The following is a 25,846-nucleotide window of genomic DNA, read 5'->3' on the forward strand; positions in this document are numbered from 1 at the left end:
AAAGATGGCGCATTATCCTGTGATTGGGCGCGCCTGTCACTGCGCACGCTCAAGCTGCACGTAATGCGGCGACGTTCGCTCATGAGAGGGTTGTCAGCCTCGGCCGGCGAGGTTCAAACTGGCGGCTTTGTCGCTGGCACGGACCGGCGCCTTTGATAATCAAAGCTTTATATAGATAAGCCAAGCGCACGCCTTCGAGCGCCGCGCACTTTGACCATTTATTCAGGGACCCGGACATGGAACTGGTTGTAAAAAGTGTTAGCCCAGAAACGTTGAAGACCGCCACTCTGGTGGTCGCCGTCGGCGAAGGCCGCAAGCTCGGCATGGTCGCCAAACAACTCGACGAACTCAGCGGCGGCGCCATCAGCGCAGTCCTCAAGCGTGGCGACCTGGCCGGCAAAGTTGGCCAGAGCCTGTTGCTGCATAGCCTGCCTAACCTCAAGGCCGACCGCGTACTGCTGGTGGGTATCGGTAAAGACGCCGAGCTGGGTGATCGCCCGTTCCGCAAAATCATCAGCGGCCTGCTCAACACCCTCAAAGGCCTGGGCGGCAGCGACGCGACACTGGCGCTGGACGAAGTGACCGTCCAGGGCCGTGACAGCTATGGCAAGACACGTCTGCTGGCCGAAACCCTGGTGGACGGCGAGTACCTCTTCGAGCAGTTCAAGAGCCAGAAAACCGAACCGCGCGCCCTGAAGAAAATCACCCTGCTGACCATCAAGGCCGCGCAAGCCGAAGTCGAACGTGCCGTGACCCACGCCCAGGCCATCGCCGGCGGCATGGCATTCACCCGCGACCTGGGCAACCTGCCACCGAACATCTGCCACCCGAGCTTCCTCGCCGAACAGGCGAAAAACCTCGGCAAGGCGCACAAAGGCCTGAAGGTCGAGATTCACGACGAGAAAAAAATCAAAGAACTGGGCATGGGCGCGTTCTACGCCGTTGGCCAGGGCAGCGATCAGCCGCCTCGCCTGATTGTCATGAATTACCAGGGTGGCAAGAAATCCGAGAAGCCTTATGTGCTGGTCGGTAAAGGCATCACCTTCGACACCGGCGGTATCAGCCTCAAGCCGGGTGCCGGCATGGACGAGATGAAGTACGACATGGGCGGCTCGGCCAGTGTGTTCGGCACCCTGCATGCGGTGCTCGAGCTGAAGTTGCCGATCAATCTGGTGTGCAGCCTGGCCTGTGCCGAGAACATGCCGAGCGGCGGCGCGGCGCGTCCGGGCGACATCGTCACCACCATGAGCGGGCAGACCGTGGAAATCCTCAACACTGACGCCGAAGGCCGTCTGGTGTTGTGCGATGCCCTGACCTACGCCGAACGCTTCAAGCCACAGGCCGTGATCGACATCGCCACCCTGACCGGTGCTTGCGTGGTCGCGTTGGGGGCTCACACCTCTGGCCTGCTGGGCAACAACGACGAGCTGATCGGGCAACTGTTGAGCGCCGGCCAGCAAGCTGACGACCGCGCCTGGCAACTGCCGCTGTTCGATGAGTACCAGGAACAACTGGACAGCCCGTTCGCCGACATCGCCAACATCGGCGGTCCGAAAGCCGGCACCATCACCGCTGCCTGCTTCCTGTCGCGCTTCACCAAGCAATACAACTGGGCGCACCTGGACATCGCCGGGACTGCCTGGACCAGCGGTGGCAAGGACAAGGGCGCCACTGGCCGTCCGGTTCCTCTGCTGACCCAGTACCTGCTGGACCGCGCCAAAGCCTGAAACTGAAGACCCCGGCCTGTGTCATCCGTGGATGATGCGGGCCGGGCGTCAGGACCCGCAATGACCAAAGTCGACTTCTATATTCTGCCCAGCGCCGATCCTTCCGCACGCCTGGACTTCGCCTGCAAACTCACCGAGAAAGCCTGGCGCATGGGGCACCGGATCTACCTGCACTGCAGCGATGCGGCCCAGCGTGACGATCTCGATGCTCGCTTGTGGGGCTTCAAGGGCGAGAGCTTCGTGCCCCATGGTCCTGCCGAAAGCGAACCGGACGGGCTGATTGTCCTGGGTCTCGGCGAAGATTGCGGGCAGCATTCGGATCTGCTGGTCAATCTGGACCTGAAAGTCCCGGCATTTGCCCAGCGCTTTGCCCGTGTGGCAGAAGTGGTGGTCGAAGACCCTACTATTCGTCAGGCCGCGCGGGAGAGTTTCCGTTTCTACCGCGAACAGGGCTATCCTCTGCAAGATCACCGTCTACAGCGACTCTGAGCACCCGATGGACACTCCAAACCCGCAGCAAAAGTCCGCGCATCTGCTGGACGACCTTGAGTCGATCCGCCAACTGCTCGGCGATGACAACCTGCAACCACCGCTGCTGACCGAAATGGTTACCAACGAAGTGCAGATCCCCATGCTGTCCGACATGGTGGGCGGCAAACCGCCTGCCGAAAGCCTCGAGCCTGCACCCGTGCAAGCGGCACCAGAACCGGTCGCAGCGCCACAGCCCGCGCCTGCACCGGTCGCCGCCAAAGGTCCCGACGCCCTGCTGCACCTGGACGACGAACTGCGCGCCGCCGCCCAATTGATCATGCAAGACGTGATCGACGACTTTGCGCCGCATATCGAAACCGAAATCAAACGCCGCCTCGACGCGCGAATGGAACGGTTGTTGAACCAGTATCTAGCCTGAATCGATAAAGGATCTTGTGACACCGGTTTGTCGTGGCCAGGGGGCTTGCCCTCTGGCCATCCGGCTCGATTACACCGGCAACCCCACTAGCAAATGCACCACCCCTCCCGCCAATACCATGACTCCCGGCACACCCGCCGCACGCAAGGCCAGCGGGTCTATCTGTGCTTGATCGTGGAGTTCCACCCGCACCCGTGTGAGGGCGACGCGTTGTTGCGCCTTGAGGTTATTCGACCCGCCCAGTGCCGCAACAATGCCCGGCTCCAGGGCTGTCGTCCCGGCAGGCTGCGCCAGTGCCTTGGGTTGATCCACCACCAGATCCGGAGTCAGGGCTTTCCAGAACGCACGCTGTAATTTCTCGAACATGTTCAGTTCTCCAGGACCAATGAGCTGACGGCTGCTGTCTGTTGATGCCGGCGCAAGACTTCGCGTACCTGCTCGGCGCTTTCCAGGCTCAGAACCTGTTGCGCGATGGCCTGGCACTCCCTCAGGTCGACTTCGCGGATCGTCGCCTTGATCGACGGAATCAACGGCACACTGACCGACAACTCATCCACCCCCAGGCCGAGCAACAGCGGCACCGCCAACGCTTCGGAGGCCATCGCGCCACACACGCCGACCCACTTGCCATGGGCATGGGCGGCTTTCACGGTGCTGGCGATCAGGCGCAGCACCGACGGATGAAAACTGTCCGCCTGACTGGCCAGCCGCGGATGGTCACGATCCATGGCCAGGGTGTACTGGGTCAGGTCGTTGGTGCCGATGGAGAAGAAGTCCACTTCGGCGGCGAACAGGTCAGCCATCAATGCCGCTGCCGGCACCTCGATCATGATGCCGAGCTTGGGCAATGCCTTGAGCCCCAGTGCCAGCGCCTCCACTTCGAGCATCTGCCGAGCCTCGCGCAGTTCGGATAACTGGCTGACCATCGGCAGCATGATGTGCAGACGGGCCAGCCCGGCACAGCTCAGAATCGCTCGGAATTGCTCACGTAACAGCTCGGGACGCGCCAGGCACAGGCGAATCCCGCGCATGCCCAAAAAGGGGTTGGCCTCGCTGTCCATCGGCACATAAGCCAGCGGCTTGTCGCCGCCGACGTCCAGGGTGCGCACCACCAGATTGCGCTCCGGCCCCAGCGCGCAGGCGATGGCGCTGTAGGTAGCGGCTTGCTCGTCATGGCCAGGTGCGTGGTTGCGTTCCAGATACAGAAACTCCGAACGCAGCAGACCGACACCCTCGCCTCCCAGCGCTATCGCCTGTTCAACTTCAGGCAGCGAGGCGACGTTGGCCGTCACCTCGAAGTGATGGCCGTCGCGGGTACAGGCCGCCAGCGCAGCCTGTTCGAGTTCGCGCTGATGCCGCTGGCGTTGTTGCTGACGCTTGGCCTGCAGCTGTTCGATAGCCGAAAGATCAGGGTCCAGCTGCAATTCACCGTTGTCGGCATCGAGCAAGACTTGAGTGCCGCTGACCAGCGCCAGTACCTGGGTTGGCAGCCCGCACAAGGCCGGCAAACCAAAGGCCCGGGCAAGAATCGCCACGTGACTGGTGGCGCCGCCGCCCACGGTGGCAAAGCCCACCACCTTGCTGGTATCGAGGCCGGCGGTCTGCGACGGCGTGAGTTGCTCGGCAATCAGGATGGCCTGGTCCGGCAACACCCAGACGCTGTCCTGCACGCCAAGAATCAGTTTGAGGACCCGCTGGCCAACGTCCGCCAGGTCTACCGCGCGCTCGGCCAGCAACGCGCTACCGAGTTGCGTGAACAGCGCGGCCGTGGCCTCGGTCGAGTTGCGCCAGGCGAACGCGGCGCTTTTCCCTTCAGCGATCAAGGCGTAGGCCTGCTCCAACAGGCTCGGGTCTTCCAGCAGCTGCTGATGGGCCTTGAAGATCTCCGCTTGCGCATCGCTTGTGGCGTTGTCGCATAACCCCTGCAGTGCTTGCGTCGCCTGGAACAACCCACGCTCCAAATGCCTGCGCTCATCGGCTTGATCGGCACCGAATTCAGCCACCTCCAGAGTCTGCTCGGCCACCTGCACCACCCGCCCGAATGCCGAGCCTGGCGAGGCACACACACCACGCAAGACTTTCAATGAAGGCGCTTCAACGACGGCAACCGGCTCACTGACCACCGCCGCCGCGACCGCTTCACCACAGCCCGCCGCCAGCAACTCGACGAGGGTGTTGATCGCCAATTCGGCATCCTCGCCCACCGCACTGATCTGCAAGGTATCGCCCTGGGCGGTCTGCAACGCCATGATCGCCACCAGGGATTTGGCGTTGGCACTGGTCTGTTGCTTATGCAGACAAATACTCGCCGCAAAGCCCTTCGCCGCCTGAGCGAATACCGCTGCGGGGCGGGCATGCAAACCGTTCGGATTGGACAGGATCACCGGTCGCGAAAACTGTGCTTCGCCCTCTGGCGCCAGCGTCGCATCGGCCGGCTGCTCGGCCAGATTCAAACGCAACAGCGGCTGCCCGCTTTCGACTATTGCGCTGACCGGCGTCAGCAGGCTGAAGGGCTCGGCGCTGACCACCAGCATCAAGGTCAGCAGGCTGCGGGCATGCAAGGCGATGTAGTCGGCGTCGAATTCGATCAAGGCCTGCCCGGCCTCGACCCGCTGCCCTTCTTCCACCAACCGTGTGAAACCCTTGCCGGCCAGGTTCACCGTGTCCAGACCAATGTGCATCAACACCTGCACGCCGCTGTCGTCGGTGATGCTGACCGCATGGCCACTGCGCGGCAGATTGCTGATCACTCCGGCCATGGGCGCGCAGAGGGTTTGCGAGGTCGGATCGATGCACAGGCCATCACCGATCAGGCGACTGGAGAACACCGGGTCCGGCACTTGATCAAGCGGCATCAGCACCCCGGACAGGGGCGCTAGCAGTTGCAAATGTTGGGTTGTGGCCATGACTTCACCTGCAGTTTTAATCTCTATGTAGGAGCTGCCGAAGGCTGCGATCTTTTGATTTTGATTTACCCGTTGTAAAAAGATCAAAAGATCGCAGGCTGCGCCATCGGTTTTTCGGACGTCGCCGTTATTTCCACCAATACTCGACCTGCAATCCGACGTTCGAACCATGCCGCGCCTTGCCGAAAGCTCCGGTGTCGGACAACGCCGAACCCGCCGCCAATTGGTTGGCCGCACGTTTCGCCGCCTGGTTCCAGCTGGCATAGGTGTAGTACAGCCGCACTTCCGGGCGCGCCCAGAAATCCGGGCCCTTGGGCGACCAGGTCGGGGCGAAGGTGAACTTGCTCAGCTTGCGCGTGCCGCCCGGAGCCTCGACCTGATCGTGCCCCAGCTCGGTGACCAGTTTGAACTGCTCCGTAAGGGCATAGGCCGGCCGAACACCGAGGGAAACCCAGTTCTGATCGGCGCCGTCCGGACGAATGTCTTTCTGATAGACCGCCTCGACCTGCCCCCCGAAACGCGGGGTCACCTGCCAGTCGAAGAACTCCACCAGACGGTAACTCTTGTTACTGTCGTCGAGCCTGACATTACCGGTGTAGCCAAGGCCGGTACCCGGTCCTTCGCCGTACTGAAAAGCCAGTTTATTCTTGCCGCCGAGAAAACCGCTCTGCACATGCTGGGTGGTCACCGCCCAGCCACGGTGCGCGTCGCGACTGTCCGGTTTGTCTATATAGCTCAGGCCGAACTCCAGCGCGCCGCCGGGGTTGGTGTTGAACCCGGAGACATTGAAGTCGTGCCGATTGATGTAGTCCTTCTGGTACAGGTTGTCCTTGCGCGAGAAGGCGTAGCTGTATTCCAGATTGCCGATCAACACATCCTCGATACCGCCGCCGGTGGCGCTCTGGTTCCAGTAATAGAAGTCGGAAATATGGATGTCATTGCGCTTGTAGTAACGCCGACCGGCCCACAATGAACCGCCATTGAGACTGGGCATCTTCGACCACTGCGCGTACAGCTGCGGCATGCGCACCGAACCGTTATCGCCGTTGAAGGTGAGGCTGCGGTCGTACCGGTTATACAGCGACGCCATACCGTCGACGCTGAGCACCGAACCGTCGCCTGCGGTGGCCAGGTCCTGGCGCAACTCCAGCTCCCCGTACTGTTCGCACTCGTTGCCCAGTCGGTATTTCGTCTGCGCGCCAGGTAACTTGAAACATGACTGTGAACTGCTGTTGGTCGAGGTCCCCACCCCGCTACGCAAGTAACCGGAGAACTCCAGTGCCTGGGCCGAGAATGGCAATACCAGGCATACGCACGACGCAGCAAGGCTGCGATTTATTGTTGTTTTCAAGTGCCGCTCCATTATTTTTATTGTGTTGGTCAGCCAATTTTCGGGCGCAACTTTCCCGCGCACGAGTCATGCGAGCCGATCAAAAGCGAAGGGTTTTTCCGATTAGTCAGTCAGATGCAGCACGAACGACTCATAGGGCCGCAGGACCACCTGCCGATTGCGGACTGGGCAGTCCCCGTAGTTGCTGATCACCAGGCGTTGCGCCATTGCGTCGCTGATCACCCCTTCCGGCAATTCGACTTCGCAGGTCGTGGCGTAGAAGTTGTTCAGCACCAGCAGACGCTCGCCCTTAGCTTCACGCAGATAGGCCCAGACTTGCAGGTGTTCGGGCAACAGCTGGCGATAGACCCCGTCCTGGATCAGCGGCTCGCTGCGGCGCAAGGCGATCAGCTGGCGATAGTGATGCAGCACCGAGGCAGGGTCTTCGAGTTGCTGTTCGACATTGATCAGCGCCGCGTTTTCCGGCACGCCGATCCACGGTTCGGTAGTACTGAAACCGGCATGTGGCTGAGCATTCCAGTGCATCGGCGTGCGGCCGTTGTCCCGGGATTTCTGCATGATCGCCGCCATGTTTTGCGTCTCGGATTCTCCGGCATCGCGCTTGAGCCGATAGATGTTCAGCGTCTCGACATCGCGGTAATGGTCGATGTGATCGAACCCCGGATTGGTCATGCCCAGCTCTTCACCCTGGTACACGAACGGCGTGCCTTGCAGAAAGTGCAACGCAGTACCGAGCATCTTTGCCGAGACCGCCCGGTGTTCGCGGTCATTACCGAAGCGCGAGACCACCCGCGGCTGATCGTGGTTACACCAGAACAACGCGTTCCAGCCGCCACCGGCTTGCATGCCGGTCTGCCAGTCGGAGAGGATGCGCTTGAGGTCGAGGAAGTCGAAGTCGGCGCGAATCCATTTCTGCAGGTTCGGGTAATCGACTTTCAAATGATGAAAGTTGAAGGTCATCGACAGTTCTTTCGACTCAGGGCGCGAGTAGCGAATGCAGTGCTCGAGACTGGTGGAAGACATCTCGCCGACATTGATCAGGTCATGACCGTCGAAGACTTCCCGGTGCATTTCCTGCAAGTACTGATGCACATTGGGGCCGTCGGTGTAGAAGCGCCGACCGTCACTCTGGTCCTCGGGAAAATCCGCCGGTTTCGAGATCAGGTTGATCACGTCCAGGCGAAAACCGCCGACGCCCTTGTCACGCCAGAAGCGCATCATCTTGAAGACTTCGGCGCGCACCAGCGGGTTGTCCCAGTTCAGGTCGGCCTGGGTGTGGTCGAACAGGTGCAGGTAGTACTGGCCGGTTTGCGCCTCGTACTCCCAGGCCGAACCGCCAAACTTGGACTCCCAGTTGTTCGGCTGATCGCGCCAGATGTAGAAGTCGCGGTACGGGTTATCCAGGCTGCTGCGGGCCTGCTGGAACCACTGGTGCTCGATGGAGGTGTGGTTGACCACGATATCGAGCATCAACTTGATACCGCGCTTGCCCGCCTCGGCAATCAGCAATTCACAGTCGGCCATGGTCCCGTAGCTCGGGTCGATGGCGTAGTAGTCGCTGATGTCGTAACCGTTGTCGCGTTGCGGCGAACGCAGGAACGGCGTTATCCACAGGCAGTCGACGCCCAGCCAGTGCAGATAATCGAGCTTGGCGACCACCCCGAGCAGATCGCCCGTGGCTTTGCCGGCGTGGCTGTGAAAACTCTTCGGGTAGATCTGGTAGATCACCGAACGTTGCCAGTGTTGCATGGCGTGTTCCTTCAGTTAGTTTTGTATAGGCCTTGAGGGCCTCATCGCGAGCAAGCCCGCTCCCACATTTGAAATGCATACCCCTGTGGGAGCGAGCTTGCTCGCGATAGCGATCTATCAGGCGACCCGGTATCCAGGCCGGACAATCTTCATGCTCAACCCACACGTCAGCACAAACGGCACCACCATCGCGATCACCATGCCGATCACGAACATCGGGATGAATTGCGGAATGATCGAGATGAAACCCGGTAGCCCGCCGACGCCAATTGCCGAGGCCTGGACCTTGTTCATCGACAGGAAAATGCAGCCCAGCGCCGAACCGATCAGGGCGGCGTAGAACGGAAACTTGTAGCGCAGGTTGACCCCGAACATGGCCGGTTCGGTGATGCCGAAGTAGGCAGAAATCGCCGAGGTCGAGGCCATGCTTTTATCCCGCACATTGCGGGTCATGGTGAACACCGCCAGCGCGGCGCTGCCCTGGGCCAGGTTGGACATGACGATCATCGGCCAGATGAAGGTGCCGCCCTGGGTCGAGATCAACTGCAGGTCCACGGCGAGGAACATGTGGTGCATACCGGTGATCACCAGCGGCGCGTAGAGCAGACCGAAGATCGCCCCGCCGACCATTGGCGCCAGATCGAACAGCAGGACCATACCTTCGGTGATGAGGATCCCCAGGTGCCGGGTGACCGGACCAATCACCGCCAGCGCCAACACACCGGTGACCACGATGGTCGTGATCGGCACCACCAACAGCTGAATGGCGTTCGGTACTCGCGCCCGCAACCATTTCTCGATAGTGCTCATGACCCAGGCCGCCAGCAGGATCGGCAGGATCTGCCCTTGATACCCGACCTTCTCGATCTGGAACAGACCGAGGATGTCGAAGTACGGCAAGCTCTGACCGTCGAGGCCAGAGACCGCCTTGCCGTAGTTCCAGGCATTGAGCAGATCCGGGTGGACCAGCATCAGGCCGAGCACAATGCCGAGGATTTCACTGCCACCAAAACGCTTGGCCGCCGACCAGCCGACCAATGCCGGGAGGAACACGAACGAAGTGTTGGCCATCAGGTTGATAAGGCTCCAGACACCGTTCAGATTGGGGTAGGCCTCCAGCAGGGTCTGGCCTTCGATGAACATGCCCTTGGCGCCCATCAGGTTGTTGATGCCCATCAGCAGGCCGGCAATGATCAGCGCCGGCAGGATCGGCATGAACACATCGGAGAACACCCGCACCAGGCGCTGCATGGGGTTGATCTTCTCGGCGCTTTTCTGTTTGACGTCGGCGATGGTCGAGGCCGCAAGGCCGGTCTGCTGGCGCAACGCGGCGTAGACCTTCTCCACTTCACCGGGGCCGATGACGATTTGCAGCAGACCGCCGGTGAAGAACGAGCCTTTGACCAGGTCGATCTGGTTCAGGGTGGCGTTGTCGACCAGGCTTGGGTCTGTCAACGCCAGGCGCAGGCGGGTCACACAGTGCGCAGCCTGTTCGAGGTTGTCTGTACCGCCGAGGCTTTGCAGGATCTCGCCGGCGATCGTCGGGTAGTCGTGGCTCATGCTTTTTCTTCCGTTTTAGCTTCTTGTTATTGGAGAGCGTTATTGGCAGCACGCCGAAACGAAAAGTACTCGTCTGTACGAGTTAAAGCAACAACTCGTACAGACGAGTCACGAAATATTTATATGATCACCCATAAATGGACAAACCCCAGCCCTGCCCTTAAGGTTCCAAGCCTTGAGTACAGCGGCACAGAGCCATCCCCATGAGTAAATACAACCAGATCTACACCGATCTGCTTGCCAGCATCACCACCGAACGTCTGGAACGTGGCGCCAGGTTGCCCTCGGAAACCGAATTGATGGACAGCTACCAGGCCAGCCGCGGCACCGTGCGCAAGGCCATCGAGCAACTTCAGGAGCGCGGCTTCGCACAGAAAGTCCATGGCAAGGGCACTTTCGTCCTGTCACCGGCACCGATCGAATTGCAGTTGGGGGGAATCGTCAGCTTCCAGGAAACCTACCCACGGCTGGGCAATGACGTCAGCACCGAGGTCGTGGAGTTCAGCCAGATCCCCCTCGAGGGCGCCCTGCTCGAACACATCCAGGCGCCAGAAGGCAGCCTGATCACCCGGATCAAACGCGTACGGCGAATCGATGGCAAACGGGTGATTCTCGACATCAACCACTTCGTCGCCGAGCTGATCCCGGGGCTGGACCGCGAGATCGCCGAACACTCGATCTATGCCTTCATCGAACAGACCCTGCAGCTGCAGATCAGCTATGCGCAGCGCACCATCGAAGCCGTACCGCGGGGCAAGGATGACCAACAGCACCTGGACCTCGACGGCCAGAGCCATGTGATCGTGGTGAGTAACCAGACCTTTTTGCAGGACGGCCGGCAGTTCGAGTACACCGAGTCGCGGCATACCCTGGACAAATTCTACTTTTCGGACGTGGCGCGTCGCTGAGCGGGGTGTGTCAAACCAGCGCCTGCCACTCGGCGCCCAAGGCAACAACCCGGCGGGATTCCTTGACGAGATTGACGCTTTGCGCGATACGGGCGACGTCGATCACCGGTTGTTCAAGGCTGTAGCCGCCCTTCATATCCAGCCAGCTCAGTACCTCAGCCAGATGCCAGACCGATGCCTTGCCCTCATGCACGGCCAACGGGAAGCTGTTGCAATGAGTCAGCATCAGTTTGCGCATGTTCTGCCGCGAAACGCCGACGATGTCGGCAATATCCGTCAGGCCGACGAAGTCCGGTGCCACCTCCACCAAACGAGCGTCAGGAATGATGCGTTTGACGTCCATCAGCGCGCTCAACAGCGCCGCTTCGGCGGTCACGGCCTCGCGGGTAAACTCCAATGCCAAGCGGCCCGGCAATCCGATACCGACTAAGGCATCATCGCAGCCTGCCGTGTATAGCCGTTCGACCAACTCGTCGGGATCGCAATCGCACTGCGCGAGTTGATACTTGAGGGTGAAAATGTAGTCCATTGATTTACTCCTTGAGTCGAGGTGCTGATTTCCCATCAGTCACCTGCTGCGTCGTACAGTTATCAACCACTCGCCGTAATGCCTTCGCGTGATTGAAAGAGTTCCTCGGCGTGCTGCATACGCTGGTGATACAGAACTCACCACAGCGACAGAGATCATGCCTGAAAGGGCAGTAGATCTTTCCCCAGGCGTGACTGCCGCCGACTTCTATCCGCCAGCCTCGCTCTTCGGCGTGACGCAGGGCCATTTCGATTTCTTTTTTTGGGTGAGATGCACGAGCCATCCATAGCCTCCAGTCTCGTTAAGAACCGAACGGTTGTCAACCGACAACCATAAAAGTCCACCGACACAAATCACGAAGCTTGAGCTGCGAAGGCCGCTCGGACAGGGCTGGAGGATTGTCTGGAGAGCGTACAGACGAGGCTGACCGTGGGCTTGGCCCATGTCTTTCAGGGTATTGCGAAAGTTTTTTCTCCTTACACAAAACCCATTCTGCCTTCCTGATTTTTTGCCAAACTTGGCTTTCCAGTTTTTCTCAAGGAAGAGAAATATGAACAGCAATCAAACCCCATCCCTGCCCAATGCCGCTGACGCGATGAAGCTCAAGGCATTGATTCCCGAGCTGGTGAATGCCTGCCCGGATATGTATTCCATGGCCCGGGAAGCCGCCCAAGAGATTCTCGACAAGCACGGCATTCACAACATTGAGCCGGAAACGGTCTACTGGCATCGTTTCAACAACACCACAGCGAGCAACCCCAAGGCCTTTACCGGCTGGGAGCACTTTGGCATCCCCCATCAATCGCTGACCCTGCCGCAATTGGTGATCAAACGCTTCGATGTTCATGATCAGGACAATGCGGACCTGCTCGACGTCTACGGCGGTTTTTACCACGTCGGTCCGGATGCCGGGACATACAATGAAACCAACGAAATCCGCCTGCATGGCAATGAGGTACTCAATGACCTCTGGGCGATCAATTTCAAAGTGCGCTACAACGATAAACTGGCGTCATTCTGGAAAAACCACGCAGGACATTTCAGGGCATTGGCCAAGTGCAGTTTTATTGCCAAAGCGATGGAAGACCGGGAAAGCGGAAGGCTGTCTGACGATAATTTCAGGACAGTCATCAAGGCCGTAGCCGGAAACGTTTCCTGGCCGGTCACCTTCGACATGTTGCAAGCGGACGCCCCGGCGATCGATGGGTTGCGCATTTGCAAACTCGAAATAGGCGAATTCTTCGCGACCGATATTCTGCGCATCATTGATCGTAATGGTCGGCAAATTATCTACGTACCAGGGGAAACATGGGGGTTTCACGCCTTCGAAACGCCCAGGGATCTGCATTGGTGGCTATTGTCATTGGCCAAGGACACTGCCGGACGACAGCGACTGATGTCGCATTTTCAACTGGCGGACCACGAGATCACCCAGGACAACGTCAATACCGATTTTTGGTTGTCGGTGCTTGAAGGGGTTAGCCCTCTGGGCTTGGCAACCCTGCTACCAATACGCAAAGAGCGTCCCGATCACGAGCAAGTAGGGCTGAACGCAATGCTGGATCTGCTCTTCAGCACCTGGCAACACGACAATCATCACCTGATCAATTCCACGGATGAAAAAATCACCACAGATGCTTTCACCTTTTTGAGCCAGGCAACACAGGTGCGGATGATCAGTGATGCCAATTACCTGATGCATTCCAATGGTGAATTGAGAAAGAAACTGTGGATAGGCTACCTCAATGCCTTCAACCGGCTTTTTGGTCCGTTGGCCGCCGTCGGTTGGCCAGTGGCGCTTGTCGTGGTGGGGGCCGGTATTGCCAACGTCGGGTTGAAAATCGAGCAAGCGGTAAACGCCAACACCCTCGCGGAACGCAAAGCGGCCGTCATTGGCGCCATATTCACAGCGGTGGACACACTGTTCAATGCCACTTTCCTCAAAGGCAGCGGTGCACTGCCGGAGATTGCCGAGGCCAATGAATTCATCGCCCCCGAAGAAAAACTGGCTGAAGCCGCTATTCCTCAAGCCTCCCTCCCCACCCTCGAAGAACTAACCCCCGGCCGCGTTTACCCGCTCGAGCAGCTCGATTCTCTCACGCCCTTCAAGACCGAAATCACCGAGCCCACCCGTCTGGACTTCGAGGAAAAAAAGTACTTTGGCATTCTTCAAACACCTAAAGGCAAAAACTACATTTTGATGCGCCATGACGGTTCCTCCAGTCATTTCGAGGTGCGCTATGTGGCCCAGATGAACAGCTGGGTCATCATCGATCCGGCAAACCCCTACTCTTTCTACCGCAATGTTCCGGTACGCCTGAATGCCGCCTATAACGAGTGGGAGCCGATCACCGGTACTGGTTTAAAAGGTGGCGGCCGGATTTTCGGTAAAATGCCCTGGGGGCAAGCCAGCGGAACGCTGCCCGATGCCAAACTGCCCCCCACGGCATACGATGTGCCTGCGGCGTTGCGAGAAGAATTGAAAGAGGCCGCCAATGGTCGTGTTTTGGACAGGCACCTGAGTGACAATAGTGCCAATCTGACCACCTCCGAGGACGCCTTATCAACGTTCAAGTCGTTGCGAAAAAGTTTGTACGAGGACGCCTCGGCCTACTTTGCCCATCCAGACTTGCCAGCCAGGGTAGAAATCCCTTTATTCAATCCCGCCACCAAAGCCAAGGACATCATCAAGCGAATTTTCGAGAACAGTCGCGCCCTGGTGATCGGCGAAAATCACTCCGCCGTCGGCAGCAAACAATTCCTGATCGAGAACATGGAGTTACTGGCCAAACAAAAAATCAAAACGCTCTATATGGAACATCTGCTGACGGACTTTCATCAGGTGGACCTCAATACGTTCGCCCGCAGCGGGAAAATGCCGGAAGACCTCGAGCGTTACCTGAAAGAGCTGGATAAAGGTCATCACACCGACCCCAGTGGGCGGTATACCTTTCTTGAAGTCGTCAAATCCGCTCAAAAAAACCATATTCGCATTCAGGCCATCGACTGCATGAGCAGTTACCGAGTCACCGGCCTGCAAGAGGCGTCTCAGAACTCCCGGCAACTCATGATGAATTACTTCTCCCGCCTCATCATCAACGCCGATCAAGCGGCGCGGGGATCCCATAACTGGGTTGCCCTGGTCGGCGAGAGCCATGCCAATAACTTCGATGGCGTGCCGGGGCTCAGTGAACTGGAAGGCGGGATCGGTTTGCGTATCGAGGATGTTGCACCGGGACAATCCAGCGGCATTGAAGTGGACCCGGGAAGGTTCGCCACCAACGAACTGAAGCAAGTTCGAGTGCACAATGATCTGAGATTGCAAATCGAAGTCGCTGAACCGGTTGCACCGTCTCTACCTCTTGAAACGCGTCTGCCAAAGCGAGGCATGTTTGCCCTTGAACATACCTCAGGCAAACCGTTTCTGGTTCACCGCAGCAACGACGGCTCCATCGTGCGTACCGCTATCAAAAGTGATCGAGGACATATTTATATAGAGCGCGCCAACTGGTCGGTCAGCGGCCAACGTTTCTCCAGCCTCGCGGAGTTTGTCAGCGCCCTCGAACATATGGGCATGAAATTCGTCCGTTGATTGCCTGTTCACTCAGCAGAAGTAAAACGAAAAAAACAAAACCCCGGCCTGAGCCGGGGTTTTGTTTGATCGATTAGCGGCCTGTTTACCAGGGCGCTAGCGCAGGATCATTCCCACTCAATGGTCGCTGGCGGCTTGCTCGACACGTCGTAGGTGACGCGGGAGATGCCTTCGATTTCATTGATGATCCGGCCGCTGACGGTTTCCAGCAGTTCGTACGGCAGGTGCGCCCAACGGGCGGTCATGAAGTCGACGGTTTCCACCGCACGCAGGGCCACGACCCAGGCGTAACGACGACCGTCACCAACCACACCAACCGATTTCACCGGCTGGAACACCACAAAGGCCTGGCTGACCTTGTGGTACCAGTCGGCCTTGCGCAGTTCTTCGATGAAAATGTGGTCCGCGCGACGCAGCAGGTCAGCGTATTCCTTCTTCACTTCACCGAGGATGCGCACACCCAGGCCCGGGCCCGGGAACGGGTGGCGGTAGACCATGTCGTACGGCAGGCCGAGTTCCAGGCCCAGACGACGGACTTCGTCCTTGAACAACTCGCGCAGGGGTTCAACCAGCTTGAGGTTCATTTCTTCCGGCAGGCCACCCACGTTGTGGTGGGACTTGATCACGTGGGCCTTGCCGCTTTTGGCGCCTGCCGACTCGATCACGTCCGGGTAGATAGTGCCCTGGGCCAGGTACTTGATGTTGTCGAGCTTGCAGGATTCGGCATCGAACACGTCGATGAAAGTACGGCCGATGATCTTGCGCTTCTTCTCCGGGTCCGACTCGCCAGCGAGGTTATCGAGGAACTGGTCGGCAGCATTGGCGCGAATCACTTTGACGCCCATGTTCTCGGCGAACATGGCCATGACCTGCTCGCCTTCGTGCAGGCGCAGCAGGCCGTTGTCGACGAAGACGCAGGTCAGTTGGTCGCCGATAGCCTTGTGCAGCAGCGCAGCCACTACCGAAGAGTCAACGCCGCCGGACAGGCCAAGCAAAACGTTGTCGGTGCCAACCTGGGCGCGAATGTTGGCGATAGCGTCGTCAGCGATGTGCGACGGCGTCCACAGGGCTTCGCAGCCGCAGATGTCGAGAATGAAGCGCGAGAGGATGCGACCGCCCTGCTTGGTGTGGGTCACTTCCGGGTGGAACTGCACGCCGTAGTAGCCACGGGTGTCGTCGGCCATGCCGGCGATCGGGCAGCTCGGGGTGCTGGCCAGAATGTGGAAACCTGCCGGGATCTCGGAGACTTTGTCGCCGTGGCTCATCCATACATCAAGGCCGAAGACGCCATCGGCATCGACATGGTCTTCGATGCCGTCGAGTACGCGGCTCTTGCCGACCACGTCGACGCGGGCGTAACCGAACTCACGCAGATCCGAACCTTGCACACGACCGCCCAGCTGTTCAGCCATGGTCTGCATGCCGTAGCAGATACCGAAGACCGGTACACCCAGGTCCCAGACGGCTTGCGGTGCACGCGGGCTGTCGGCGACGTGTACGGACTCAGGGCCGCCGGCGAGGATGATCCCGCGCGGGGCGAATTCGCGAATCGCTTCGTCATCCATGTCAAACGGATGCAGTTCGCAGTACACGCCGATTTCACGCACGCGGCGGGCAATCAGCTGGGTGTACTGGGAACCGAAGTCGAGGATCAGGATGCGGTGGGCGTGAATGTCGAGGGCCATGGTCATTCTCGTCTAATTTCAGAAACGACACGGGGCTGAAGAAAACAGCCCCGGTTACTAAAGTCATCAATCGCCTTCAGGACTGAACCTGAAGGCGATCACTATCAACCTACGCGATAGTTTGGAGCTTCTTTGGTGATCTGCACGTCATGGACGTGGGATTCAGCCATGCCAGCGCCGGTGATGCGCACGAACTCAGGCTTGGTGCGCATTTCTTCGATGTCGGCACTGCCGGTGTAACCCATCGAAGAACGCAAGCCACCCATCAGTTGATGGATGATCGCGCTCAGGCTGCCCTTGTACGGAACGCGGCCTTCGATACCTTCCGGCACCAACTTCTCGGCACCCGCGGAGGAGTCCTGGAAGTAGCGGTCGGAGGAACCCTGGGCCTGAGACATCGCACCCAGCGAACCCATGCCGCGGTAAGCCTTGTACGAACGACCCTGGAACAGTTCGATCTCGCCTGGAGCTTCTTCAGTACCGGCGAACATCGAGCCCATCATCACGCAGGAAGCACCGGCCACGATGGCCTTGGACAGGTCACCGGAGAAACGGATGCCGCCGTCGGCGATCAATGGAACGCCGGTGCCTTCAAGGGCTGCGGCAACGTTGGCGATAGCGCTGATTTGCGGCACGCCGACACCGGCAACGATGCGCGTGGTGCAAATCGAGCCAGGGCCGATACCGACCTTGACTGCATCGGCGCCGGCTTCAGCCAACGCCTTGGCTGCGGCGCCGGTGGCGATATTGCCGCCGATGACCTGCACTTGCGGGAAGTTTTCCTTGACCCAGCGAACGCGGTCGATCACGCCTTTGGAGTGGCCGTGGGCGGTATCGACTACCACCACGTCAACGCCGGCATTGACCAGAGCAGCGACGCGGTCGCCGGTGTCTTTACCGGTACCGACTGCCGCGCCGACACGCAGACGACCTTGGTCGTCCTTGCTGGCCAGCGGGTAGGCCTTGGCTTTTTCGATGTCGTTGACGGTCATCATGCCTTTGAGGGCAAACTTGTCGTCAACGATCAGCACGCGTTCGATGCGGTGTTTGTGCAACAACTCGCGAACGTCGTTCTTGTCGGCGCCTTCCTTGACCGTGACCAGACGCTCTTTAGGCGTCATCACTTCGCGGACAGTAGCGTCCAGACGGTTTTCGAAACGCACGTCACGGGAAGTGACGATGCCGACCAGATCGCCATCGTGCAGCACCGGAACGCCGGAGATGTTGTGCAGGCGAGTCAGTTCGAACAGCTCACGGACGGTGGCTTCGGCCTCGATGGTGATCGGGTCCTTGACCACGCCGGCCTCGTAACGCTTGACCTTGCGCACTTCGGCAGCTTGCTGCTCGATGGTCATGTTCTTGTGGATAATGCCGATACCACCTTCCTGAGCCATGGCAATGGCCAGACGGGCTTCAGTAACGGTGTCCATGGCGGCGGAAATCAGAGGAATATTCAGCTCGATGCCACGGGTTAGGCGGGTCTTGAGACTGACTTCGTTAGGAAGCACCTCGGAATAACCGGGCACTAGGAGAATGTCGTCGAATGTCAGAGCTTCTTGGCTGATACGCAGCATCGCGGGGGCTCCCGAGCGGGAAAATGGAAGCGCGCCATTATACTCAGACACCCCCCGTATCTCAATGTAAACCTTGGCCTATTATCGGCATTGCGGATATACGGGTATCACCGCTCCCGTAGGAGCTGCCGAAGGCTGCGATCTTTTGATCTTTGCCCCTCTTCAAAACATCATGATCCACTGAAAAGATCGCAGCCTGCGGCAGCTCCTACAGTTCTACTTTTACCCACGTAACAGGCTGATCAAGCCAATCGGCGAACTCGTCGATAAAGCTCTGCTTGAATCCCGCCTCGGCCCAGTTATTGAAGATAAAACCCAGGTTGGAAAAGCCGCATTCCTGCAAGAACAGATAGCCGTTTATATCGTCTTCATGGCCGCATTCCGGGCAGGTGAAGTTGTCGGTGCGCCCGGGCATCCAGTCTTCCAGGCTGTCGAACAGGGCTTCGCCCACTTCCTTTCGGCATTCGGCGCAACCGGCTTCTTCGAGAAAGCCCTTGGCCGGCGTGTAAATGCAGCGCTTGGTGATGATCTCCAGGCCGTTGATCGGCTCACCGAAAGGCAACGCCTCCGGGTGCAGCACCACATCGCGGGCACCTGGCGCAATGGCATGGGCCATGCGGTTGCCGGTGCGACCGCAGGTAGTCAGCTCGGCTTCGATGATGTTCTTGCGCACCAGCCAACGCACGATTGCCCGAGCCCGGGGTTCGTGCACCGGCAGTGTGGAAATTTTCGGGACGATAATGCTTTGGGAATTCATGGGTGGGGCCTGGAGCAATTCTGAATAATGACCAATGATGCCACTTGGATCTGGGGGCCGGCAGCTTAATCCCTGGCACCCTGAGGTCAAGTACTCAGATAACGGCTGATCAAGGCAATCCCGCTGGCCAGTACCAGCCAGGTCACCAGGCGCACAAACGCCTCGCGGGACAGCTTCATGATCAAGCGGCGGCCGATCCACAAGCCCAACGCCATTGCCGGCAGTAAACACAGGGCCAGTAACAATAAGGGTAGCTCGGCATAAACCCCGGCGAGCAAAAACAGGCTCAAACGCACCACCGTGCTGCAACTGATCAATGCACTCTGAGTCGCCCGCGCCGCATCCTTGGGCAAGCGGCTGTTCAAATAGATCGCATATAAAAAGCCGCCGCTGCCGAATAACGCTCCAAACAGCCCGCCCACCGTGCCCATCGGAATCGCCCAACCAGCGGCCAGCCGAGTGGGGCGAATCTTCACCGCGAGGCTATAAATCGCATAGGCACTGATAAACAACCCCATCAACAACAGCAACACATCGGACTTGAGGTTGAGCAGGAAGATCACTCCCAAGGTGCAGCCTACTGCCATGCACGGCAGCAAGCGCAATAACTCGGGCCTGGCCACCTCCCGCCGCGACGGCAACAAGTTGCCAAACGCCGCGACAAAATCCAGCAGCACCAGCAGTGGCACGATCTTCGACAGCGGCAGGAACAGAATCAGAATCGGCCCGGCCACCAGCGCCGTGCCGAAACCGGCGACGCCGAACACGATGTAAGCCAGCGCAACGCCGAGCTCGATCAGCAACCAATCCACCGGGCTGAACGGCCATTGGTTCAACAGTGCGATAACGCTCATCAGTACGACTTCCTTAGTCCTTTGCGAATGACTTTAGAGAGTGGCGAGCCTTGCGACTAATATCTTCATAGCCGCCAACCCATCTCAAAAAGGCATGACTCATGATTTCCACCCGTCAACTGCGTTATTTCGTCGAGATCGCCGAGTCCGGCAGCTTCAGTGCCGCTGCCGAGCGTTTGTTCGTGGCGCAATCGGCCCTGAGTCGACAAATCAAGGAGCTTGAGGGCAAACTGCAAACGCCTCTGTTCGAACGTACTGCTCGCCAACCGCGCCTGACGGCCGCCGGCGAGGCTTTTTATCCAAGAGCCCGAAACCTCTTGAGCGAGTTGAACAAGGCCAGCGAAATGGCAACCCAGGTGGGCAACGGCCAACTCGGCACCTTGCGCCTGAGCCACTCCAGCACAGTGCCGATGAGCGGATGCCTGCTGCAAGGCATCAGTGGTTATCTGGAGCACTGTCCCGGCGTATCCATGGACATAGTGAAACTCTCTTCCGACGTGCAAATTGAAGAACTGGCCGAGGGTCGGCTGGACATCGGTCTGTTGCGCTTGCCGGTATTGCGCCAGCGCGATGGGGTACAGATTGTGCCGCTCTATAGCGAACGTCTCTTGCTTGCAGTACCGCCCGACCATCCTTTGACAATCAATACACCTGAGCAAGGCATCGACCTCGCGCTCCTCAAGGACCAGCCATTTATCTCCATCCCCCATCCGCAACGGGGTGGACTCAGCTATTTGTCCGCAGAGCTATGCATGCGCCAGGGCTTTTTTCCCAAGGCCGCCCGCGTAGTGTCGCGCAAGACCACGCAACTGCAATTGATTCAGGCCGGTTTCGGTATTGCCCTGCTCCCTGAGTCGATGCAAGACATCGCCCCGGCGAACATTCATTTCCTGCCCTTGGCCGACCCGGACTGCCAAAGCACCATCGCCCTCGCCTACCGCCAGCATCCGACACCACTGGTGGAGCAATTCGTCCAACACTTCAGCCACGCCTTACACGGTCTCCTGTAGGAGCTGCCGCAGGCTGCGATCTTTTCCAACAGACTCCCCGATTTGACAGGTACGACGCCGAAGATCAAAAGATCGTCCGAACGCGGCCCGAACCTGCGGCAGCTCCTACGGGGGGATTGCGTGAACGTAGAGATTGTTGGTCGAATGCCTTTATCATGCGCCCCATGATTAAAGACCCCTTTGCAAGACTCGGCCTCGACCGCGAAGTCCTGACTGTCAGCCAGCTCAACGGCCGTGCGCGGGTGTTGCTGGAAGATGTGTTCAGCAACATCTGGGTTGAAGGCGAAATCTCCAACCTCGCCCGCCCGGCTTCCGGCCACGTGTATTTCACCCTCAAGGACAGCGGCGCGCAGGTGCGTTGCGCGCTGTTCCGGCAGAACGCTGCGCGGGTTCGTCAGGCATTGAAAGATGGCCTGGCAGTGAAGGTGCGCGGCAAGGTGTCGTTGTTCGAAGGCCGGGGCGACTATCAGCTGATACTCGATACCGTGGAGCCGGCCGGTGACGGCGCGCTGCGCCTGGCATTCGATGCACTGAAGGAAAAGCTCAGTGCCGAGGGCCTGTTCAGCGCTGAGCGCAAAGTGCCGCTGCCCGCCCACCCGCAACGTATCGGTATCATCAGTTCGCCGACCGGCGCGGTGATACGCGACATTATCAGCGTCTTCAGCCGTCGCGCGCCGCAAGTCCGACTGACCCTGATCCCGACCGCCGTACAAGGCCGCGAAGCCACGGCGCAGATCGTCCGCGCATTGAAACTGGCCGACGCCCGCGGCTTCGACGCGCTGATCCTGGCCCGCGGCGGCGGTTCGCTGGAGGACCTCTGGTGCTTCAACGAAGAAGCCGTTGCCCGTGCGATAGATGCCTGCGTGACACCGATCGTCAGCGCCGTCGGCCATGAAACCGATGTGTCGATCAGTGACTTCGTCGCCGACGTCCGCGCACCGACGCCCTCCGCCGCCGCCGAGCTGCTCGCGCCGGACTCCAGCGATCTGCAGCGCCGGGTCGAAAGTCTGCACCGCCGCCTGGTGATGCGCATCCGTGACCGTCTGATGCGTGATCGCCTGCGCCTGGAAGGCATGGCTCGGCGCTTGCGTCATCCCGGTGAACGTCTGCGCCAGCAAGCGCAACGCCTGGACGACCTGGACATGCGCATGCGCCGCGCGTTCGAGCGCAGCCTCAATACCCGCCGCGAGCGCTTGATCCGCCTGGAAACCCGTCTCGCCGGGCAGCATCCAGGGCGCCAGCTGGCCCTGCTGCGCCAGCGCCTCGACAGCCTTGCCGAACGCTTGCCCCGGGCGATGCGCGAAGGCCTGAAGGGCCGTCGCCTGCAACTGCAGAGCCAGATGCAAACGCTGCATGTGGTCAGTCCGCTGGCGACCCTCGCTCGTGGTTACAGCATCCTGCTGGACGAGCGCGGCCAGGCCATTCGCAGCGCCGCCCAGACCCACCCCGGTCAGCGCCTGAAGGCCAAACTCGGCGAAGGCGAACTGCAGGTGCGCGTCGAAGACAACCACCTGACGCCTGTCACCCTTTCTTTACTGGATTGATTCATGCCGCGTTTTCTTTGCTCCCTGCTATTGCTGTGCCTGGCCTTCAACGCCCATGCCGACAGTTACATCACCCGCCTGTTGAACAAACCGGTGCCCGGTGGCGTGGCGGTGGTCGATCTCGGCCCCTCGACTCAGGCCCCCAAGGCCAGCTATCAGGGCAAACCGTTGCTGGTGGTCAAGGAACAGAACAACTGGCTGGCGATTGTCGGCGTGCCCTTGACCGTCAAACCCGGCAGCCAGCAGATCAGTGCCGGCGGGCGCAGTGTGAATTTCACCGTTGTCGCCAAGAAATACCCGGAACAGCGCATCACCCTGAAGAACAAACGGCAGGTCAATCCTGACCCGGCGGACCTGCAACGCATCGAAGTTGAATTGGCCGAACAGCTACGCGCCTACCGCAGCTTCAGCCCAAACACTCCGAGCAACCTGCTGCTGGACAAACCGGTCAACGGACCGCTTTCCAGCAAGTTTGGTGTGCGCCGCTTTTTCAACGGCGAAGAACGCAACCCCCACGCCGGGCTGGACTTCGCCGTGCCCGCCGGCACTCCGATCAAGACCCCGGCTGGCGGCAAGGTGATCCTGGTCGGCAATTACTTTTTCAACGGCAATACGGTGTTCGTCGACCACGGCCAGGGCTTTATCAGCATGTTCTGCCATATGTCGAAGATCGACGTGAAGGTCGGCCAGCAATTGGCCCGTGGTGGCGTGGTCGGCAAAGTCGGCTCCACGGGGCGGGCGACCGGGCCGCATATGCACTGGAACATCAGCCTGAATGATGCCCGGGTGGATCCGGCGATTTTCATTGGGGCATTTCAGCCCTGAGGATTGTGGTGAGGCAAAGGGCCTCATCGCGAGCAAGCTCGCTCCCACACTTAATCTGTGCATATTCACAATGATGTGAGCACCGCAGGACTAATTGTGGGAGCGGGCTTGCTCGCGATAGCAATCTCACAGCCAACATCGCAGCAAAGCCTGGCCAGTCCTTTAAAACTCAATTGCTGACCTTTAGACATCAGCGCAATTTAACCAACGACAAGTTCAAACCAGCGCTACAAAATCTCGATTAACCGCAAAAAATCAGAACTTATCTCAATTTTTTTCACCTGCTTGCCATCCTTCATCCCAATGGTTAGGGTTGAAGGCATGAAAACCTCTCACACCCTCATTCAGCGACGCCAACACCGCAGCCTCTGCCTCGTCAGTGCACGACTGCCAGGGTGAATCGCGGTGCCTCGTCCCCAGCTACATCCATAGAAAATGATTTAACGGCAGGCCGCCTCTTTTCGGCCAACACCATAGGGATTTCCTGATGACCATGCTCAAAGACCCGTCCTCGAAGTACCGCGCATTTGCGACCATTGATATCCCGGACCGCACCTGGCCTTCGAAAACCATCACCGCCGCGCCGATCTGGTGCAGCTCCGACTTGCGCGACGGCAACCAGTCGCTGATCGAGCCGATGGACGCAGTCAAGAAGCTGCGCTTCTGGAAGACCCTGGTCGCCGTGGGTGTGAAGGAGATCGAAGCCTCCTTCCCTGCCGCTTCGCAAACCGACTTCGATTTTGTCCGTACCTTGATCGAAGGCGGCCACATTCCGGACGACACCACCATTCAGGTGCTGACCCAGGGTCGTGAAGACTTGATCGAGCGCACTTTCGAATCCCTGCGCGGCGCGAAAAAAGCCATCGTTCACTTGTACAACGCCACCAGCCCATCCTTCCGCAAGATTGTCTTCAATCAGGACAAGGACGGGGTCAAGGCAATTGCCGTGGACGCCGCCAAGCTGTTCGTCAAATATGCCGCCCAGCAGCCGGACACCGAGTGGACGTTCGAATACTCGCCAGAGACCTTCAGCGCCACCGAACTGGAATTCGCCAAGGAAGTCTGCGATGCAGTGATCGAGGTCTGGAACCCGACGCCTGAGCACAAGATGATCCTCAACCTGCCGGCCACCGTCGAATGCGCGACGCCGAACATCTATGCCGACCAGATCGAGTGGTTCGGCCGGAACATCAACCGTCGTGACAGCGTGATCATCAGCCTGCACACCCACAACGACCGCGGCACTGGCGTTGCAGCCACCGAGCTGGGCCTGATGGCCGGTGCCGATCGCGTCGAAGGTTGCCTGTTCGGCAACGGCGAGCGCACCGGTAACGTCGATCTGGTCACCGTGGCGTTGAACCTCTACACCCAGGGCATCCACCCTGAACTGGACTTCTCGGATATCGACGGCGTGCGCAAAGTCGTTGAAGAGTGCAACCAGATTCCGGTGCACCCGCGTCACCCGTATGTCGGCGACCTGGTTCACACCGCGTTCTCCGGCTCGCACCAGGACGCCATCCGCAAAGGCTTCTCGCAACAGAAACCGGACGCGCTGTGGGAAGTGCCGTACTTGCCGATCGACCCGGCCGACATCGGTCGCAGCTACGAGGCGGTGATCCGCGTCAACAGCCAGTCGGGCAAAGGCGGTATCGCTTACCTGCTGGAACAGGAATATGGCATCAACTTGCCGCGTCGCATGCAGATCGAGTTCAGCCAGGTGGTACAGCGTGAAACCGATCGCCTCGGCCTGGAAATGACTGCCCAGCAAATCCACTCCTTGCTGCACAGCGAGTACTTGCAGGCCAACCTGCCTTACGCGCTGGTCAGCCATCGCTTGCAGGAAGAAAACGGCAACAGCGCGGTCGACGTCGAGGTTCACTGCGACGGCGAAACCCAGCACTGGCGCGGCAAGGGCAATGGCGCCCTGGAAGCCCTGGTGGCCGGTCTGCCGATTGCCGTGGAGATCATGGACTACAACGAACACGCGATCGGCGCGGGTACCAATGCCAAGGCTGCGGCCTACATTGAACTGCGCGTGAATGGCGAACGCGCGGTCCACGGCGTGGGTATCGATGAAAACATCACCACCGCCAGCTTCAAGGCCCTGTTCAGCGCGCTGAACCGCTCCCTGAGCCAGACACAAGCCCAAGAAGCGGCGTAACCAGTCGTTGAAATACAAAAGGCCCCGGGGTGAGAACCTCGGGGCCTTTTTGTTTGCCTGCACTTTTTGTGTTGCCTGTCATGGCCTCTTCGCGAGCAAGCGCGCTCCCACATTTGACCGATGTGAACACAGATCGTGTGCACACCAAAAATCCACTGTGGGAGCGAGCTTGCTCGCGATGAGGGCCTGACTGGCAACGACTAT

20 protein-coding genes are annotated in these 25,846 nt (G+C 59.3%); 9 read left to right on the forward strand and 11 right to left on the reverse strand.

The genetic code is table 11. From position 1 onward, the window contains the following. The first annotated feature begins 236 nt into the window (after positions 1-236). Genes F8N85_RS01685 through F8N85_RS01695 form a run of 3 tightly spaced genes read left to right on the forward strand, consistent with a single transcriptional unit; the run spans position 237 to position 2,637 of the window. Complete coding sequence (locus F8N85_RS01685) at positions 237-1,727, forward strand: leucyl aminopeptidase (protein ID WP_150801962.1); 1,491 nt, start codon at positions 237-239, stop codon at positions 1,725-1,727. A gap of 60 nt (positions 1,728-1,787) precedes the next feature. Beyond that, on the forward strand, positions 1,788-2,216 hold the full coding sequence (locus F8N85_RS01690; RefSeq protein WP_150801963.1) for a DNA polymerase III subunit chi: 429 nt from the start codon (positions 1,788-1,790) through the stop codon (positions 2,214-2,216). Between the two features lie 7 nt (positions 2,217-2,223). Beyond that, entirely contained in the window at positions 2,224-2,637 is a 414-nt protein-coding gene (locus F8N85_RS01695; protein WP_150801964.1) for a DNA polymerase III subunit chi, read from the forward strand. A 69-nt stretch (positions 2,638-2,706) separates the two neighbouring features. Here F8N85_RS01695 and F8N85_RS01700 read toward each other — a convergent pair whose 3' ends face one another. From F8N85_RS01700 to treP, 5 genes are all read right to left on the reverse strand, one after another. Further along, on the reverse strand, positions 2,707-3,003 hold the full coding sequence (locus F8N85_RS01700; RefSeq protein ID WP_150801965.1) for a PTS transporter subunit EIIB: 297 nt from the start codon (positions 3,001-3,003) through the stop codon (positions 2,707-2,709). A 2-nt stretch (positions 3,004-3,005) separates the two neighbouring features. Further along, positions 3,006-5,543 (reverse strand): phosphoenolpyruvate--protein phosphotransferase, encoded by a 2,538-nt coding sequence (gene ptsP / locus F8N85_RS01705; RefSeq protein ID WP_150801966.1) that lies wholly within the window; start codon positions 5,541-5,543, stop codon positions 3,006-3,008. A 127-nt stretch (positions 5,544-5,670) separates the two neighbouring features. Beyond that, positions 5,671-6,894: a maltoporin gene (locus F8N85_RS01710; RefSeq protein ID WP_150801967.1), complete on the reverse strand. Its 1,224-nt coding sequence runs from the start codon at positions 6,892-6,894 to the stop codon at positions 5,671-5,673. 102 nt (positions 6,895-6,996) lie between these two features. Beyond that, positions 6,997-8,643: an alpha,alpha-phosphotrehalase gene (gene treC, locus F8N85_RS01715; RefSeq protein ID WP_150801968.1), complete on the reverse strand. Its 1,647-nt coding sequence runs from the start codon at positions 8,641-8,643 to the stop codon at positions 6,997-6,999. A gap of 117 nt (positions 8,644-8,760) precedes the next feature. Next, positions 8,761-10,203 (reverse strand): PTS system trehalose-specific EIIBC component, encoded by a 1,443-nt coding sequence (treP, locus tag F8N85_RS01720; protein ID WP_150801969.1) that lies wholly within the window; start codon positions 10,201-10,203, stop codon positions 8,761-8,763. Positions 10,204-10,406: 203 nt separating this feature from the next. Here treP and treR point away from each other — a divergent pair, with 203 nt between their 5' ends. Further along, positions 10,407-11,111: a trehalose operon repressor gene (gene treR, locus F8N85_RS01725; RefSeq protein WP_150801970.1), complete on the forward strand. Its 705-nt coding sequence runs from the start codon at positions 10,407-10,409 to the stop codon at positions 11,109-11,111. Positions 11,112-11,121: 10 nt separating this feature from the next. Here treR and F8N85_RS01730 read toward each other — a convergent pair whose 3' ends face one another. Beyond that, a complete protein-coding gene (locus tag F8N85_RS01730; protein WP_150801971.1) occupies positions 11,122-11,640 on the reverse strand; it encodes a helix-turn-helix transcriptional regulator in 519 nt (172 codons plus the stop codon). Between the two features lie 4 nt (positions 11,641-11,644). Beyond that, complete coding sequence (locus F8N85_RS34780; protein ID WP_150801972.1) at positions 11,645-11,923, reverse strand: hypothetical protein; 279 nt, start codon at positions 11,921-11,923, stop codon at positions 11,645-11,647. Between the two features lie 267 nt (positions 11,924-12,190). Here F8N85_RS34780 and F8N85_RS01740 point away from each other — a divergent pair, with 267 nt between their 5' ends. Further along, positions 12,191-15,232, forward strand: coding sequence for a membrane-targeted effector domain-containing toxin (locus F8N85_RS01740; RefSeq protein WP_150801973.1), 3,042 nt, complete (start codon positions 12,191-12,193; stop codon positions 15,230-15,232). A 107-nt stretch (positions 15,233-15,339) separates the two neighbouring features. Here F8N85_RS01740 and guaA read toward each other — a convergent pair whose 3' ends face one another. The 4 genes from guaA to F8N85_RS01760 all read right to left on the reverse strand — a co-directional run bounded on the left by guaA (position 15,340) and on the right by F8N85_RS01760 (position 20,102). Continuing rightward, positions 15,340-16,917, reverse strand: coding sequence for a glutamine-hydrolyzing GMP synthase (gene guaA, locus F8N85_RS01745; RefSeq protein ID WP_150801974.1), 1,578 nt, complete (start codon positions 16,915-16,917; stop codon positions 15,340-15,342). A 104-nt stretch (positions 16,918-17,021) separates the two neighbouring features. Further along, a complete protein-coding gene (gene guaB, locus F8N85_RS01750; protein WP_150801975.1) occupies positions 17,022-18,491 on the reverse strand; it encodes an IMP dehydrogenase in 1,470 nt (489 codons plus the stop codon). Positions 18,492-18,699: 208 nt separating this feature from the next. Beyond that, positions 18,700-19,248, reverse strand: a complete 549-nt coding sequence (locus F8N85_RS01755) for a sugar ABC transporter ATPase (protein ID WP_150801976.1) — start codon at positions 19,246-19,248, stop codon at positions 18,700-18,702. A gap of 86 nt (positions 19,249-19,334) precedes the next feature. After that, positions 19,335-20,102 carry a sulfite exporter TauE/SafE family protein gene (locus tag F8N85_RS01760; protein ID WP_150801977.1) on the reverse strand — a complete coding sequence of 256 codons (768 nt, stop codon included), beginning with the start codon at positions 20,100-20,102 and terminating at the stop codon, positions 19,335-19,337. Between the two features lie 101 nt (positions 20,103-20,203). On the opposite strand from F8N85_RS01760, the gene F8N85_RS01765 reads away from it, so the two are divergent. The 4 genes from F8N85_RS01765 (at position 20,204) to leuA (ending at position 25,642) form a co-directional block, all read left to right on the forward strand. After that, on the forward strand, positions 20,204-21,112 hold the full coding sequence (locus F8N85_RS01765) for a LysR family transcriptional regulator (RefSeq protein ID WP_150801978.1): 909 nt from the start codon (positions 20,204-20,206) through the stop codon (positions 21,110-21,112). A 164-nt stretch (positions 21,113-21,276) separates the two neighbouring features. Further along, entirely contained in the window at positions 21,277-22,656 is a 1,380-nt protein-coding gene (xseA, locus tag F8N85_RS01770; RefSeq protein ID WP_150802189.1) for an exodeoxyribonuclease VII large subunit, read from the forward strand. 3 nt (positions 22,657-22,659) lie between these two features. Continuing rightward, complete coding sequence (locus tag F8N85_RS01775; RefSeq protein WP_150801979.1) at positions 22,660-23,481, forward strand: M23 family metallopeptidase; 822 nt, start codon at positions 22,660-22,662, stop codon at positions 23,479-23,481. Positions 23,482-23,968: 487 nt separating this feature from the next. Then, positions 23,969-25,642: a 2-isopropylmalate synthase gene (leuA, locus tag F8N85_RS01785; RefSeq protein WP_150801980.1), complete on the forward strand. Its 1,674-nt coding sequence runs from the start codon at positions 23,969-23,971 to the stop codon at positions 25,640-25,642. Positions 25,643-25,846: the final 204 nt, after the last annotated feature.

The sequence above is a fragment of the Pseudomonas fluorescens genome, assembly GCF_902497875.1.
GTDB lineage: Bacteria > Pseudomonadota > Gammaproteobacteria > Pseudomonadales > Pseudomonadaceae > Aquipseudomonas > Aquipseudomonas fluorescens_BR.

What these genes read in the sequence shown, in the direction of transcription:
- F8N85_RS01685 (WP_150801962.1), top strand. Translation starts at nt 237, where the DNA reads ATGGAACTGGTTGTAAAAAGTGTTAGCCCAGAAACGTTGAAGACCGCC.
- F8N85_RS01690 (WP_150801963.1), top strand. Translation starts at nt 1,788, where the DNA reads ATGACCAAAGTCGACTTCTATATTCTGCCCAGCGCCGATCCTTCCGCA.
- F8N85_RS01695 (WP_150801964.1), top strand. Translation starts at nt 2,224, where the DNA reads ATGGACACTCCAAACCCGCAGCAAAAGTCCGCGCATCTGCTGGACGAC.
- F8N85_RS01700 (WP_150801965.1), bottom strand. Translation starts at nt 3,003, where the DNA reads ATGTTCGAGAAATTACAGCGTGCGTTCTGGAAAGCCCTGACTCCGGAT.
- ptsP (WP_150801966.1), bottom strand. Translation starts at nt 5,543, where the DNA reads ATGGCCACAACCCAACATTTGCAACTGCTAGCGCCCCTGTCCGGGGTG.
- treC (WP_150801968.1), bottom strand. Translation starts at nt 8,643, where the DNA reads ATGCAACACTGGCAACGTTCGGTGATCTACCAGATCTACCCGAAGAGT.
- treP (WP_150801969.1), bottom strand. Translation starts at nt 10,203, where the DNA reads ATGAGCCACGACTACCCGACGATCGCCGGCGAGATCCTGCAAAGCCTC.
- treR (WP_150801970.1), top strand. Translation starts at nt 10,407, where the DNA reads ATGAGTAAATACAACCAGATCTACACCGATCTGCTTGCCAGCATCACC.
- F8N85_RS01730 (WP_150801971.1), bottom strand. Translation starts at nt 11,640, where the DNA reads ATGGACTACATTTTCACCCTCAAGTATCAACTCGCGCAGTGCGATTGC.
- F8N85_RS34780 (WP_150801972.1), bottom strand. Translation starts at nt 11,923, where the DNA reads ATGGCTCGTGCATCTCACCCAAAAAAAGAAATCGAAATGGCCCTGCGT.
- F8N85_RS01740 (WP_150801973.1), top strand. Translation starts at nt 12,191, where the DNA reads ATGAACAGCAATCAAACCCCATCCCTGCCCAATGCCGCTGACGCGATG.
- guaA (WP_150801974.1), bottom strand. Translation starts at nt 16,917, where the DNA reads ATGGCCCTCGACATTCACGCCCACCGCATCCTGATCCTCGACTTCGGT.
- guaB (WP_150801975.1), bottom strand. Translation starts at nt 18,491, where the DNA reads ATGCTGCGTATCAGCCAAGAAGCTCTGACATTCGACGACATTCTCCTA.
- F8N85_RS01755 (WP_150801976.1), bottom strand. Translation starts at nt 19,248, where the DNA reads ATGAATTCCCAAAGCATTATCGTCCCGAAAATTTCCACACTGCCGGTG.
- F8N85_RS01760 (WP_150801977.1), bottom strand. Translation starts at nt 20,102, where the DNA reads ATGAGCGTTATCGCACTGTTGAACCAATGGCCGTTCAGCCCGGTGGAT.
- F8N85_RS01765 (WP_150801978.1), top strand. Translation starts at nt 20,204, where the DNA reads ATGATTTCCACCCGTCAACTGCGTTATTTCGTCGAGATCGCCGAGTCC.
- xseA (WP_150802189.1), top strand. Translation starts at nt 21,277, where the DNA reads ATGATTAAAGACCCCTTTGCAAGACTCGGCCTCGACCGCGAAGTCCTG.
- F8N85_RS01775 (WP_150801979.1), top strand. Translation starts at nt 22,660, where the DNA reads ATGCCGCGTTTTCTTTGCTCCCTGCTATTGCTGTGCCTGGCCTTCAAC.
- leuA (WP_150801980.1), top strand. Translation starts at nt 23,969, where the DNA reads ATGACCATGCTCAAAGACCCGTCCTCGAAGTACCGCGCATTTGCGACC.